General features: G+C 70.0%; 12 protein-coding genes and 1 tRNA gene. 8 read left to right on the top strand and 5 right to left on the bottom strand.

Going from position 1 to position 12,572, the window contains the following annotated elements; translation table 11 throughout:
* The first annotated feature begins 128 nt into the window (after nt 1-128).
* The 3 genes from ACQP1V_RS40315 (at nt 129) to ACQP1V_RS40305 (ending at nt 2,651) form a co-directional block, all read left to right on the top strand.
* A complete protein-coding gene (locus ACQP1V_RS40315; RefSeq protein ID WP_433416494.1) occupies nt 129-923 on the top strand; it encodes a uracil-DNA glycosylase in 795 nt (264 codons plus the stop codon).
* Nucleotides 924-1,074: 151 nt separating this feature from the next.
* Complete coding sequence (locus ACQP1V_RS40310; RefSeq protein WP_433416491.1) at nt 1,075-2,445, top strand: NAD(P)/FAD-dependent oxidoreductase; 1,371 nt, start codon at nt 1,075-1,077, stop codon at nt 2,443-2,445.
* Nucleotides 2,446-2,578: 133 nt separating this feature from the next.
* A tRNA-Leu gene (locus ACQP1V_RS40305) sits at nt 2,579-2,651 on the top strand.
* A gap of 109 nt (nt 2,652-2,760) precedes the next feature.
* Here ACQP1V_RS40305 and ACQP1V_RS40300 read toward each other — a convergent pair.
* Both ACQP1V_RS40300 and ACQP1V_RS40295 read right to left on the bottom strand, forming a co-directional pair.
* Nucleotides 2,761-3,381 (bottom strand): pentapeptide repeat-containing protein, encoded by a 621-nt coding sequence (locus ACQP1V_RS40300; protein WP_433416488.1) that lies wholly within the window; start codon nt 3,379-3,381, stop codon nt 2,761-2,763.
* 97 nt (nt 3,382-3,478) lie between these two features.
* On the bottom strand, nt 3,479-3,955 hold the full coding sequence (locus ACQP1V_RS40295) for a GreA/GreB family elongation factor (protein ID WP_433416485.1): 477 nt from the start codon (nt 3,953-3,955) through the stop codon (nt 3,479-3,481).
* Nucleotides 3,956-4,107: 152 nt separating this feature from the next.
* Here ACQP1V_RS40295 and ACQP1V_RS40290 point away from each other — a divergent pair, with 152 nt between their 5' ends.
* From ACQP1V_RS40290 to ACQP1V_RS40270, 5 genes are all read left to right on the top strand, one after another.
* Nucleotides 4,108-5,643 (top strand): PucR family transcriptional regulator, encoded by a 1,536-nt coding sequence (locus tag ACQP1V_RS40290; protein ID WP_387409131.1) that lies wholly within the window; start codon nt 4,108-4,110, stop codon nt 5,641-5,643.
* Between the two features lie 67 nt (nt 5,644-5,710).
* On the top strand, nt 5,711-6,991 hold the full coding sequence (locus tag ACQP1V_RS40285; RefSeq protein ID WP_387409132.1) for an NAD(P)/FAD-dependent oxidoreductase: 1,281 nt from the start codon (nt 5,711-5,713) through the stop codon (nt 6,989-6,991).
* Between the two features lie 151 nt (nt 6,992-7,142).
* A complete protein-coding gene (locus ACQP1V_RS40280) occupies nt 7,143-7,931 on the top strand; it encodes a Bax inhibitor-1/YccA family protein (RefSeq protein WP_387409133.1) in 789 nt (262 codons plus the stop codon).
* A 108-nt stretch (nt 7,932-8,039) separates the two neighbouring features.
* A complete protein-coding gene (locus ACQP1V_RS40275; RefSeq protein ID WP_067135593.1) occupies nt 8,040-8,267 on the top strand; it encodes a DUF4287 domain-containing protein in 228 nt (75 codons plus the stop codon).
* Nucleotides 8,268-8,316: 49 nt separating this feature from the next.
* Nucleotides 8,317-8,727 (top strand): PPOX class F420-dependent oxidoreductase, encoded by a 411-nt coding sequence (locus ACQP1V_RS40270; RefSeq protein WP_433416480.1) that lies wholly within the window; start codon nt 8,317-8,319, stop codon nt 8,725-8,727.
* 3 nt (nt 8,728-8,730) lie between these two features.
* On the opposite strand, the gene ACQP1V_RS40265 is transcribed toward ACQP1V_RS40270, so the two are convergent.
* The 3 genes from ACQP1V_RS40265 to ACQP1V_RS40255 all read right to left on the bottom strand — a co-directional run bounded on the left by ACQP1V_RS40265 (nt 8,731) and on the right by ACQP1V_RS40255 (nt 12,478).
* Nucleotides 8,731-9,948, bottom strand: a complete 1,218-nt coding sequence (locus ACQP1V_RS40265) for an acetyl-CoA C-acetyltransferase (protein WP_433416477.1) — start codon at nt 9,946-9,948, stop codon at nt 8,731-8,733.
* 143 nt (nt 9,949-10,091) lie between these two features.
* Nucleotides 10,092-11,453 (bottom strand): PQQ-binding-like beta-propeller repeat protein, encoded by a 1,362-nt coding sequence (locus ACQP1V_RS40260; RefSeq protein WP_433416474.1) that lies wholly within the window; start codon nt 11,451-11,453, stop codon nt 10,092-10,094.
* A gap of 47 nt (nt 11,454-11,500) precedes the next feature.
* Nucleotides 11,501-12,478 (bottom strand): SGNH/GDSL hydrolase family protein, encoded by a 978-nt coding sequence (locus ACQP1V_RS40255; protein ID WP_387409137.1) that lies wholly within the window; start codon nt 12,476-12,478, stop codon nt 11,501-11,503.
* Nucleotides 12,479-12,572: the final 94 nt, after the last annotated feature.

The raw sequence follows: 12,572 nt of genomic DNA, 5'->3' as shown, positions 1-12,572 counted from the left end.
GGATCCGTCTCCTGAGCCGTCCGGCAAACCCGCGAAGAAGGCCGCGGAGCCGTCGGCGCGTCCGTCGGAGCGCCGCTGACCGGGGAGAACGGCCAGAGCAGGGGCGCGGAGCTGGCACGATCGATGGCATGAGCTTCGTACCGCCTGGATCGGGTTGGCCGGGCGACCCGGCGCGGCCCGACACGCCGGTCGCCCAGGACGCCGCCGACGTCGTACGGCTCGCGGGCGAGAGCCGTACGGTCACGGAGCTGACGGCGCGGGAGTCGGTGTGCCGGGCCTGCCCGTCCCTGGTGAAGTGGCGGGAGGAGGTTGCGGACGTCAAGCGGAAGTCCTTCGCCGACCAGACCTACTGGGGGCGGCCGGTCCCCGGGTGGGGCGACGACCACCCTCGCATCCTCATCGTCGGGCTGGCCCCGGCCGCCCACGGGGGCAACCGTACGGGCCGGATCTTCACGGGGGACCGTAGCGGCGACTGGCTGTTCGCCTCGCTGCACCGGACGGGGCTGGCCGCGCAGGAGACCAGCACGCACGCGGAGGACGGGCAGCGGCTGATCGGGGCGCGGGTGATGGCGGCGGTCCGCTGCGCGCCTCCGGCGAACAAGCCGACCCCGCAGGAACGCGACACCTGCTCGCCGTGGCTGGTCAGGGAGCTGGCGCTGGTCGCGGAGTCCACCCGGGTGATCGTCGCGCTCGGCGGGTTCGCCTGGCAGGCGATGTGGCCGGCGCTGCGCGCCGCGGGGTACACCCTGCCCCGCAGCCGCCCTCCGTTCGGCCACGGGCGGGAGACCGCGGTGTCGTACGGCGAGCGCACGGTGCACCTGCTGTGCTGCTATCACCCGAGCCAGCAGAACACCTTTACCGGCCGAGTCACGGCCGAGATGCTCGACGCGGTGTTCTCACGGGCGGCGTCCCTGAGCTTGTGAACGGTTTCACGAATGTGAACTCGGTCACCCCTGAAAGTTCTGCCGTTTTTGCCCAGAGAAGATGGTCCCGATCCACTCAAAATCGGAAAAAATGGACAAATTCTTCCGGGGTGGATTGGTATCGATCAAGCGGCGTGACGTAGCCTTGTGAATGCTTTCACAAGCGATCTACACACGAAGGGCACCCGTGGTGAACCGCAAGTCAAAGCACATCCTCATCGTCGGCGGTGGATACGTGGGTCTTTACACCGGCCTGCGACTCCAGCGAACGCTCCGTCGTGAGCTGCGCGAGGGGACCGTGCGGATCACGCTCATCGACCCCCGGTCGTACATGACCTACCAGCCGTTCCTTCCGGAGGCGGCGGCCGGGAACATCTCCCCGCGCCACGTCGTCGCGCCGCTGCGCCGGGTCCTGCCCAAGATCCGCATTCTCAACGGAATGGTCTCCAAGATCCACCACGAGGCCAAGACCGTGACGTTCGAGCCTCCCGCGGGCCAGCACCAGGAGATCGAGTACGACGTCATCGTCATGGCGGTCGGCTCCATCTCGCGGACGCTGCCCATTCCCGGTCTCGAGGACGCCGCGATCGGCTTCAAGACCGTCGGTGAGGCGATCGCGCTGCGCAACCGCGTGATCGCGCTGCTCGACCGGGCCGAGACCAGCGACGACGAGGACGTGCGCCGCCGCGCGCTCACCTTCGTCGTGGTCGGCGGCGGCTTCGCGGGCATCGAGGCTCTCGCCGAGCTCGAGGACATGACCGAGGACGCGATCAAGTACTACCCGAGCATCGAGAAGAAGGACCTGAGGTGGGTCCTCATCGAGGCGTCGGACCGGATCCTGCCCGAGGTCGGCCCGGAGATGGGCAAGTGGACCGCCGAGCAGCTCCGCGAGCGCGGCATCGAGCTCAAGATGGAGACGTTCCTCCAGTCGTGCGAGCGCGGCCTGGTCAAGACCTCGGACGGTGACGAGTTCGAGTCGGCCACGATCGTGTGGACCGCCGGCGTCAAGCCGAGCCCGGTCGTCAACTCCTGCGACCTGCCCCTCGACGAGCGCGGCCGGATCAAGACCACCACCCGGCTGACGGTCGCCGCCACCAAGGACGCGTTCGCCGCCGGCGACGTGGCGGGCGTGCCCGACATGACCAACGCCGGCCAGTACTGCGCCCCGAACGCCCAGCACGCCGTACGGCAGTCGAAGGTCCTCGGTGACAACATCACCGCGTACCTGCGGGGCGGGCAGCTCGCGGACTACCGGCACAGGTACGCCGGGTCGGTCGCCGGCCTCGGCCTCTACCGCGGCGTGGCCAACGTCTACGGCGTCAAGCTGCGCGGATTCCCCGCGTGGTTCATGCACCGGACCTACCACCTGTCCCGGGTGCCCACGGTGAACCGGAAGGTCCGCGTGGTGGCCGACTGGACCCTGTCCCTCTTCTTCCGCAGGGAGACGGTGTCGCTCGGCGAGATCGAGCACCCGCGCGACGACTTCAGGGCAGCCGCCGCCACGATGCCGAAGAAGAAGTAAAACCCGCTCACCCGTACGGCGTGCGCCCCCACCTGGGGACGCGCGCCGTACGGCTTTCCATGTCCGGAAGAAGGGGAAGCGGCGTAAGGTCCAACCAGTTACAGATGAGCGATCCGTGACGTATGATCGCGGCGCCCCCGTAGCCCAATGGCAGAGGCAAGCCCCTTAAAAGGGCTCCGGTGTGGGTTCGAGTCCCACCGGGGGCACTTCTGCCTCCCCCGGGTGACGGCCCTCACGACGGTGTCCCCACGACCTGCGGGAACATGATCACTATGGATCGGCCGCGCGGAATCCCCCCGCGCGCGGGGACGCGGGTCACTCGGCGCGGACGTCGAGACCGAGGGCGGTGGCGAGGATGACGGCCTGCTGGAAGTCGATCACGGCGCCCTTGAGGTCGGCGGAGAGCGGGTCCACGGAGGACAGATCGCTGCCGCGCAGGTCGCACCGGGAGAGCGTGGCCGCGCGGAGCCAGGCGCCGGACAGGTCCACCTTGCGGAGGGTCGCCCCTTCCAACCGGGCGCCGCTGAGATCGGCCTCGCGCATCCGCAGGTCGGTGAAGGTGGCGCCGCGCAGGTCGGCGCCGGGGAGCCCGGCGAAGGACCAGTCCCCGCCCTCGACCTTGAGCAGGTCGAAGGTGCAGCCGTCGAACACGCTGCCCACCATCTTGCAGCCGGTGAAGGTGGAGTCGAAGAACGCGCACCGGACGAACGTGCAGTTGGTGAAGGCGGCGTCGGTGTGCGTGGACGCGTTGAACTTGACGCCGCGGAAGGTGCACTCGGAGAAGACGGCGCCGTGACCGAACGCCTCGGTCATGTCGACGTCGACGAAGAGGACCTGGCTGTGCTCGTGACCCGACAGGTCCTCGCTGTCCCAGTCCGCGCCGTGGACGGTGGTGAAGGTCGGCGCCGCCGGCCGACCGTACTTGCGCACGGTCACGGGTGGGCTCCTGACGTCGGGTTCGGTGGCGGGCATGATTCTGCCCCCGGGGTACGACAAAAATCGCGGGCGGCCCGGGGGCGTCGAGACAGTCGTTTCAGCTGGTTGTGTGATGCCCGAAGGGGACGGCCTTGACCAGCGTCACCTTCATCGTCCGGCCGTTGGGCAGCGCGTACGTCCGCTGCTCGCCCTCCCTGGCGCCCGTCAGCGCGACGCCCAGCGGGGAGTTGGGCGAGTACACCGGGATGTCGCCACCCACGGACTCGTCCCTGAGCCCCATGAGGAAGGTCTCAGTCTCCTCCTCGCCCTCGTAGCGGACGGTCAGCACCATGCCCGGCTCGGCGACCCCGTCGTCCGGCGGGTCCTCGCCGACCACCGCGTTCTTCAGGAGGTCCTCGATCTGGTGGATGCGCGCCTGCCGCCGCTCCCGATCCATGATCTCTTCATTGCTGTCCGGGTCGTGCGGCGTGGCGTCGTCGCCGTCGCCCGTGCGGTGCCCGAGCAGCTCGGCCAGCTCCTCTCGCAGCCGGTCGTACGCATTCTGGGTGAGCCATGTCCGCTGTGTGCTGGTCATGTCGCGCCTCCTTATCCACATAACACAAAGACACAGCCCCGGTACGGACTGTGCCCAGTGCAATTATATCTAGCTGTCAAACAATTTAAAGGTCTGATCTGGGCTACCGTTGGAGGGAATGTCGGCATCCGGTGACTCTGCGAGCGTGAGCGATGGTGGTCCTGGGGCAGCTCCTGGACATCCTCGGCACCCTCGGCGTCCGCGAGTGCCGGGGCCCGGTCGACCGGGGTGCCATGCTGCGCGGTCTGGCCCTGTACGACCCGTCCGACCCGGGGACGGCGGCGGGTGATCAGGTCATGCTCGGCGTCGGCATCGACAGCCCGGAGCGGGCCGTCCGCGTGCTGGCCGACACCGACGCCGCCGTCCTGGTGCTGCGCGCCGCCTTCTCCCTGGACGAGGGGGTCGCCCATGCGGCTCGCGACGCCGGGGTCCCGGTGGTCCGCGTCGATCCCGGCGTCTCCTGGGGACAGCTCGTCGCGGTGATCCACACGCTGGTGTTCGGCGAGCGCGCCGCGGCGAAGGCGGCCGCGCCGGGAGGCCTGTTCGACCTGGCCGACACCATCGCCGGAGCCGTCGGCGGCCCGGTGACCATCGAGGACGTCCAGGCCCGCGTGCTCGCCTACTCCCACCGGCAGCAGGACGTGGACCAGGCGCGGCTGCGCACCATCCTCGGCCGTCGCGTGCCGGACGAGACCCTGGAGGCGTTGCGCAGCCAGGGCGTGTTCGCCCACCTGGACGAGTCGGACGAGCCGCTGTTCGTGCCCGAGCTCAGCTCCGAGCTGACCGCGCGCGTCGTCGTGGCCGTGCGCGCCGGCCGCGAGCTGCTCGGCTCGGTCTGGGTCGAGGTCGACGGCCCCCTCACCCTGGGGCAGAACGCGGCGCTGGTCGCCGGGGCGCGGGTGGCCGCGACCCACCTGCTGACCACCCGCGCGAGCGCCGACCTGGAGCGCCGGGTGGAGGGCGACCTGGTGCAGAGCCTGATCGAGGGCGGCACCGACGCGCCGGCCGCGCTGCTGCGGCTCGGGCTGCCCGCGACCGACCTGCGGGTCGTCGCGCTGCGCGCCGACGGAGGAGCGGACGCGATGCTGCTCGCCGCGCGCCACGCGACCATCGGTTTCACCTGGTCGCGGCCCGGCCGCAGCGCCCTGGTCGGCGACGTGCTGTACACCGTGCTGTCCGGCGGCAAGGAGGCGGAGGCGGCGTGTGCCTGGGTGCGCGCGCTCGCGCGCGAGCTTCCCTCGGACGCGCGGGTGTGGGCGGGGGTCGGCGGTCCCGCCGACGTCTCACAGCTCCCGGCCAGCCGCAGCGAGGCCGACGAGAGCCTCGCCGTCCACATGTCGGATCCGGACGCCGAACTGCCCGTCACGTACGACGCCGTCTGGGACCGGATCCTGCTGCGCCGTCTGGCCGGCGCGGCCGCGGCGGGGCGGATGCCCACCACGGGCCCGGTCGTGGACCTGGCCCGCCACGACGCCGAGCACGGCAGCGAGTACGTTCCGACCCTGCGCGCCCTACTCCGTGCCCAGGGCGACCTGCGGGAGGCGTCGGCGCGGCTGGCGGTCCATCCCAACACGGTCCGGTACCGGCTGCGGAAGATGTCCGAGATCACCCGGCTGGACCTCGACGACCCGCGCAAGCGCCTGGCGATGATGATCGCACTTGAAGTCGGTGCGGTCATGTTCGGATAGGACAACCGCAGCCTGATCCATTGTCCGAATTTGGCAGCTCATATCTCCTTAACGGCATCCATCCTGAATGTGTCGCCTCGTGAAAGGGAGAGTTGTCGTGGCGGAGGAAAAGTCACCGCGCAGCGTCGTGGTGGTCGGGGCCGGCATGGTCGGCCTGTCGGTGGCGTGGTTCCTCCAGGAGCGAGGAGTCGAGGTCACGGTGGTCGACCGGGCCGGAGTGGCCGCCGGTGCGTCCTGGGGCAACGCCGGCTGGCTGTCGCCCGGCCTCGCCATCCCGCTGCCCGAGCCCAGCGTCCTGCGGTACGGCATGCGCTCGCTGCTCGACCGTGATGCGCCGTTGTACATTCCGACCAAGCCGGACCCGCGGCTGTGGGCCTTCCTCACCAAGTTCGCCACCCACTGCACCATGCGGCAGTGGGAGCGCGGCATGCAGTCCTACCGCCCGATCAACGCCCTGTGCCTGGACGCCTTCGACGTCCTGACCTCGAACGGCGTCGAGGCCCCCACGATCGAGGCGCCGATCATGGCCGCCTTCGAGAAGGCCGGCCAGGCGGACGACCTGCGCCGTGAGCTGGAACTGATCCTGCGTTCCGGCCAGGAGATCAGCTTCACGGAGATCCCCGGAGACAAGGTCGCCGCGGAGGTCCCGCAGATCTCGTCCAATGTCGAGTTGGCGATCCGGCTGGACGGCCAGCGCTACATCGACCCCGGCGCCTTCACCCAGTCGCTCGCGGACGCCGTGGTCGCCCGCGGCGGCCGGATCCGTACCGGCTTCACGGCGCGGAACCTGCGCCACGGCGCGCGCGGTGTCACCGTCGAGGCGTACGCGGGAGATCCGGAGCACGCGGACGCGGTCGTGATCGCGACCGGAGCGTGGCTGAACGACCTCGCCCGGCCGCTGGGTGTGCGCACCCCCGTCCAAGCCGGCCGTGGGTACTCGTTCACCGTGCCGACCGAGCAGACCGTTCCGTGCCCGATCTACTTCCCCGCCACCCGCGTCGCCTGCACGCCGTACCAGGGCCAGCTCCGGGTGGCCGGGACCATGGAGTTCCGCTCGCCCGACCACCCGCTGGACACCGGCCGGGTCGCCTCGATCATCAAGGCCAGCCGGCCGCTGCTCACGGGAGTCGACTGGTCGAAGCGGACCGACACCTGGGTCGGCCCCCGTCCCGTCACCCCCGACGGGCTTCCGCTCATCGGCGGCACTCGGGTGCCCAGCGTCTACATCGCCGGGGGCCACGGCATGTGGGGCGTCACCCTCGGCCCGGTGACCGGTCAGCTGCTCGCCGAGCAGATCGTCCTCGGCAAGCAGCCCGCCGAGCTGCGCGCCTTCAGCCCGACCCGCTGACGCGGGAGGGCCCACCCCACCGGAGCTCCTTTTCCGGGAACTCCGGTGGGGAACTCCGCACGTCTGACGATCGTTGTAAACGCCAGTGGACTGGCGTGGCGCCGGCTTGGGATGCTGGCGACGCACGCTGATCGGAGAGTCGGAGGACAGGGTGGAGAGCAGAAACCCCATATTCAGCCAGCGGGGCGCCGCCGGAGGTCAACCGGCCTGGGGCGGTCCGACGCCCAGCGTCCAGCAGCTCAACGAGATGTACACCGCGCCCTCGTACGCGCCGCCGGCTGAGCGCGCGATGACGATCGACGACGTCGTCGTGCGCGGTTTCATGACCCTCGGCACGCTCGTCCTCTCGGCGGCCGTCGCGTGGTACCTGGGCCTCGGCTGGTCCGTCGCGGCCCCCGCGATGATCGTCGGTCTGATCCTCGGGCTGATCGTCTCGTTCCGGCAGAGCACCAACCCGGCGCTCATCCTCGGGTACGCCCTCTGCTACGGCGTCGCCATCGGCGTGCTCAGCCGCACGTACGACTACGTCTTCCACGGCATCGTCCTGCAGGCCGTGCTCGGCACGATGCTGGCCTTCGGCGGCACGCTCGCCGTCTACACGCTGAAGATCTTCCGTCCCACGCCGAAGTTCACCAAGTTCGTCATCGGCGCCGCCATGGCCGCCGTCGGGCTCATGCTGGTGAACTGGATCGCCGGCTTCTTCGTGACCGGCGGCCTCGGTCTGCGGGCCGACAACCCGATCGGCTGGATCTTCAGCATCGCGATGATCCTGCTCGGCTGCTTCTTCCTGCTCCTGGACTTCGACGAGATCGAGAGCGGGGTGCGCGCGGGCGTCCCGGCGAGGTACTCCTGGTTGATGGCCTTCGGCCTGACGCTGAGCCTGGTGTGGCTTTACCTGGAGATCCTTCGATTCATCAGCTACTTCACGGACAACGACTAGTCCATATGATCAAGATTTCATAACGAAACGATGTCCGTCGAGGTCTTGTCAAGCCGGGACGGGTGAGGCAGTGTCGAGCCCAAAGGAGCCTTATCCGTGGAGGTGCTCATGACGTTGAACCACTCACCGGAGACCCAGACCAAGCTCATCGCCCGTGTTCCGACGATAACCGGACGCGACCTCCCCGAGTGGTTCCAGACGATCGACAACGGCCCGTCATTCCTGCGATGCGACGAGCGGGCCAACTGGCTCGCCGACGAGCACGGGCTCACGCACGGCTACGCGGTCGCCATCGTGCTGGAGCACGAGCGGCGTCGCAGGGGTCGGCAGTTCTGATCTCTCGCCTGCGCCCGCGCCGTCCCGGCGCGGGCGCATCATTGTGTCCATGGACGTGGACAAGGCACGCGAGTTCCTCAAGAACAATCACCGCGCAGTAATGCTCACCTGGCACGCTGACGGGCGGCCGCAGATGTCGCCCGTCAGCGTCGGCCTCGACGGCGACGGATACGCCGTCGTCAGCAGCCGCGAGACGGCGGTCAAGACCCGCAACCTGCGCCGAAACCCCCAGGTGTTCCTCACCGTCACCACCGACGCCTTCTACGGCGAATGGGTGCAGATCGCAGGCACCGCGGAGATCATCTCGCTCCCGGACGCGATGGAGCCGCTGGTGGACTACTACCGCGGCATCAGCGGCGAGCACCCCGACTGGGACGACTACCGCGCCGCGATGGAGCGGGATCGGCGGGTGATCATCCGTATCGCGATCGACCGCGCCGGTCCCGACTTCCGGGGCTGACGCTCAGCTCAGCCGCTCGACGATCATGGCCATGCCCTGGCCGCCGCCGACGCACATGGTTTCCAGCCCGATGGTCTTGTCGTGGAAGCGCAGGCTGTTGAGCAGCGTGGAGGTGAGGCGGGCGCCGGTCATGCCGAACGGGTGGCCGACCGCGATCGCGCCGCCGTTGACGTTGAGCCGGTCGATGTCGATGCCGAGCTCGCGATAGGACGGGATGACCTGGGCGGCGAAGGCCTCGTTGATCTCGACGAGGTCGACGTCGCCGATGGACATGCCGGCCCGGGCGAGCGCCTGCCGGGACGCCTCGATCGGGCCGAGGCCCATGATCTCGGGCGAGAGGCCGGTCACGCCGGTGGAGACGATCCGCGCGAGCGGCGTGATCCCGAGGGACGCCGCCTTGGTGTCGCTCATGATGACGACCGCGGCGGCGCCGTCGTTCAGCGGGCAGCAGTTGCCCGCGGTGACGGTGCCGTCGGGGCGGAAGACCGGCTTGAGCTGGGACACCGCCTCGTACGTGGTGCCCGGGCGCGGCCCGTCGTCCTTGCTCACCACGGTGCCGTCGGGCAGCGTGACCGGGGTGATGTCCGTCTCCCAGAAGCCGTTCGCGATCGCCTTCTCGGCCAGGTTCTGCGAGCGGACGCCGAACTCGTCCTGCTCCTGCCGCGAGACGCCCTTGAGGCGGGCCACGTTCTCGGCGGTCTGCCCCATCGCGAGGTAGACGTCCGGCAGCGCGCCGTCCTCGCGGGGGTCGTGCCAGTCCTGGCCGCCCTCGGCCAGCCGTGCCGTACGGGCGGCCGCTCCCGCGAAGAGGGGGTTCTGCGTGTCGGGCAGGCTGTCGGAGCTGCCCTTGGCGAACCGGGAGACGCACTCCACCCCGGCGGAGACGAAGACGTCGCCCTCGCCGGCCCGGATCGCGTGCATCGCCATCCGGGTGGTCTGCAGGGACGAGGAGCAGTAGCGGGTGATCGTGGTGCCGGGCACGCCGTCCAGCCCGAGCAGCGTCGCGACGACGCGGCCCATGTTGAAGCCCTGCTCACCGCCCGGCAGGCCGCAGCCGAGCATCAGGTCGTCGATGTTGTTCGGGTCGAGCTGGGGGACCTTGGCCAGCGCGGCGCGGACCATCTGAACGGTGAGGTCGTCCGGGCGGATGTCCTTCAGCGATCCCTTGAAAGCGCGTCCGATCGGCGAGCGGGCCGTCGCGACGATGACTGCCTCGGGCATGGGGCTCTCCTGCCTGCGTCGCGTCTGACCAACCAAGCCCTGGGCGGCATTCGTCAGACGCTCCTAGTCCTATTCTGCGGAGGTTACCCCGGGGTAGCGCGGCTGCCATCCCCCGGGGGGCCGCAAAACAGAACTTTCTACGGTCAGCCGTACATGCCGGGAGATGTGGTCGTCCCGTCCTTGATCGCGTGGAGCCCGCCCTTCTCGTCGCGCCAGATCCGCCAGCCGCTCTGGCTGCCGGTGAACCACGTGGGCGGGGTGTCGGCGGAGTCCATCCGCTTGCCGGTGGCCAGGTCGAACTCGCACAGCGCCGCGATCGAGTAGAAGCCGGGGGAGACGCCGGTGAGCTTCAGCGGCTGCGGGTCGGTCACACAGAACGACCACCCCTTGGCGCCCTTCACGTCCGCCGGCTCACCGTTGATCATGTTGAAGGCGGTGCCGGGAGCGCTGTGCTTGAGGAAGCCCAGCGTCTCCATCTTCGGCGGGAAGGCGAGCCACCAGCCCGTTCCGGGCACCTGCGCCGCGGTGATCTGGCCGACCACCCGCCCGGACTCGCCGTTCAGCCGGGCGAAGCCGCCGTACTGGCCCTGCTGGTCGACGGGGCGGACGACGGGCGAGAGCGCCGGGTTGCCGCTGGGGTAGACCCGCACCACCGACGGCCGCATCCACTCCAGGACGCCGTCCGTGAGCCGGACCGAGAACAGCCCGAACGGCGAGGTCTTCTTGGTGCGCGTGTCGGTGTACGGGGCGACGTAGCCGACCAGGGTGGTCCCGGTGGAGCCGAAGGACCAGCCGCCGGACATGTTGACGCCCTCGCCGAGCGCCTGCTCGACCGGCAACTGCCACAGCGACTTGCCGGTCTTCATGTCGTGCGCCTCCAGCACGGGGTGGGACGCGAGACGCAGCAGCACGACGCGGTTCGGATCCGACCACTCCACCTCGGCGATGCCGGGGAGCCGCCAGATCGTCTTGCCGGTCAGGGGGTCCAGCACGACGAGCCGGGCCGTGCTGAGTGCCGTGTGCTCCGACAGGCAGATGTACGGCCCGCACTGCTGGGGCCCGAACGTCGAGTGGACGGGCCTGGTCCACTTCTGCCGGCCGGTGTGGGCGTCCCTCGTGACGAGGGTGGCGTTCCACTGGCCCTGCTTGACGGGGTCGATCGCGGCGACGACGGTCTGGCTGCTCCCGGCGTCGACGATCGCGGGGGGCTGGACGCCCATGCCGGGCAGCCGGCCGGTCATCGTCGCCGGGGTCGACCAGAGCTTCCTGCCGGTCTCCTCGTCGAGCGCGACGGTCTCCAGGGTGCCGTCCGGCTTCATCGAGGTGGTCGCCGCCACGCCCGCCCCGGTGGTGATGCGGCTGACGGCGTTGACCTCGGAGTTCTGCCAGGTGGGGTACTTCTTCGCGGCGGCGGCGTCGCTCTGGGAGCAGCCGGCCAGGGCCCCGCTGGTCAGCAGGGCGGCGGAGGCGATTGTGAGGGTGACTTTCGCGTGGGGCCGGTTCATATCACTCCTACTGGGGGTGACGGCCAGGTCGCGAAAGGTGACCGGCTTCAGGCGCTCTCGGACATCGGCCCGGGACGTCGGCGGAGCAGCGTCGCCCACCGTCCCTGGGGGCCGACCGCCCGGCCGGCGACCCGGGTCGCGCTGACCTCGGTGCCGGGTTCTTCCACGGCCATTGCCGCCAAAAGGTATTGCGAACCTTCGACGCGCTGGGGCTCGGGCTCGGGCCACAAATCCAACGCGGCGCATACAGACGGTAGCACTGTGTACGCGGCCTGTAGGTAACCTCTGGCAGATGGGTGATAGCGATCGGGGCCGAACATCTCGGCAGGGTTCGTGTCGAACTCGGGTCCGAGCAGGTCGGCGAACGCGACCGTCCGGCCGCCCGCCTCCACCACCGCCACGGTCTGCGCCGCGGCGAGCTGCCGGGACCACCGGCGCGTGACCCAGCGCAGGGGCTGCGGGATGGGCCGGATCGAGCCCAGGTCCGGACACGTCCCCACGACCACCTCCACCCCGGCCTCGCGCAGCCGGCGCACCGCCTTCTGCAGGTGCCGTACGGCATGGGCGGGGAGCGTGGCGGTGGTGACATCGTTGGCGCCGACGAAGATGACCGCGATGTCGGGGTGGGCGGCGAGCGCGCGGTCCACCTGGGGGCCGAGTTCGGCGGAGGCCGCGCCCGACTGGCCGACGACGGTGAGACGCACCGGGCGTTCGGCGACGGCGGCCAGGCCGTTGGCGAGGTTGACCGCCGGGGTTTTGTCAGGGTGGGTCATACCGAGCCCGACGGAGGTCGAGTCGCCCAGCATGACCATGGTGATCGGGTCGCCCTCGAAGTCGCCGTACAGGCCGTCGGAGGCGGGGCCGTCCATGCCGTGGGGGTTGCCAACGATCCGGCGGGCGATCAGCGCCTCCGCCATGAGCAGGCCGTATGTCGCGACTCCCAGTGCCGTCAGGCCCCCGCCGCCCATCGCGGCCGCGGTGGCGATCCGGCGCGCGGCACGCGCCGCTCCCGGCGTCCAGAGCACCTGCTCTCCTGTTTGTGACGGTACCTTTTGGTAGAGAAACTAGCCCAGTTCCGGCCACCCCCTCGGGATGACGGCTTCAGGCAGGCTGACAAAG

The sequence above is a fragment of the Microtetraspora malaysiensis genome, assembly GCF_050947145.1.
Taxonomy (GTDB): Bacteria; Actinomycetota; Actinomycetes; order Streptosporangiales; family Streptosporangiaceae; genus Microtetraspora_A; species Microtetraspora_A malaysiensis.
Note: the sequence above shows the minus strand (reverse complement) of the source record. Positions and strands in the feature narration are given on the sequence as shown.

Coding starts and splice junctions, on each gene's coding strand:
- ACQP1V_RS40315 (WP_433416494.1), top strand. CDS start 129: ATGAGCTTCGTACCGCCTGGATCGGGTTGGCCGGGCGACCCGGCGCGG.
- ACQP1V_RS40295 (WP_433416485.1), bottom strand. CDS start 3,955: ATGACCAGCACACAGCGGACATGGCTCACCCAGAATGCGTACGACCGG.
- ACQP1V_RS40270 (WP_433416480.1), top strand. CDS start 8,317: ATGGACGTGGACAAGGCACGCGAGTTCCTCAAGAACAATCACCGCGCA.
- ACQP1V_RS40285 (WP_387409132.1), top strand. CDS start 5,711: ATGTGTCGCCTCGTGAAAGGGAGAGTTGTCGTGGCGGAGGAAAAGTCA.
- ACQP1V_RS40310 (WP_433416491.1), top strand. CDS start 1,075: ATGCTTTCACAAGCGATCTACACACGAAGGGCACCCGTGGTGAACCGC.
- ACQP1V_RS40275 (WP_067135593.1), top strand. CDS start 8,040: ATGACGTTGAACCACTCACCGGAGACCCAGACCAAGCTCATCGCCCGT.
- ACQP1V_RS40260 (WP_433416474.1), bottom strand. CDS start 11,453: ATGAACCGGCCCCACGCGAAAGTCACCCTCACAATCGCCTCCGCCGCC.
- ACQP1V_RS40265 (WP_433416477.1), bottom strand. CDS start 9,948: ATGCCCGAGGCAGTCATCGTCGCGACGGCCCGCTCGCCGATCGGACGC.
- ACQP1V_RS40290 (WP_387409131.1), top strand. CDS start 4,108: ATGGTGGTCCTGGGGCAGCTCCTGGACATCCTCGGCACCCTCGGCGTC.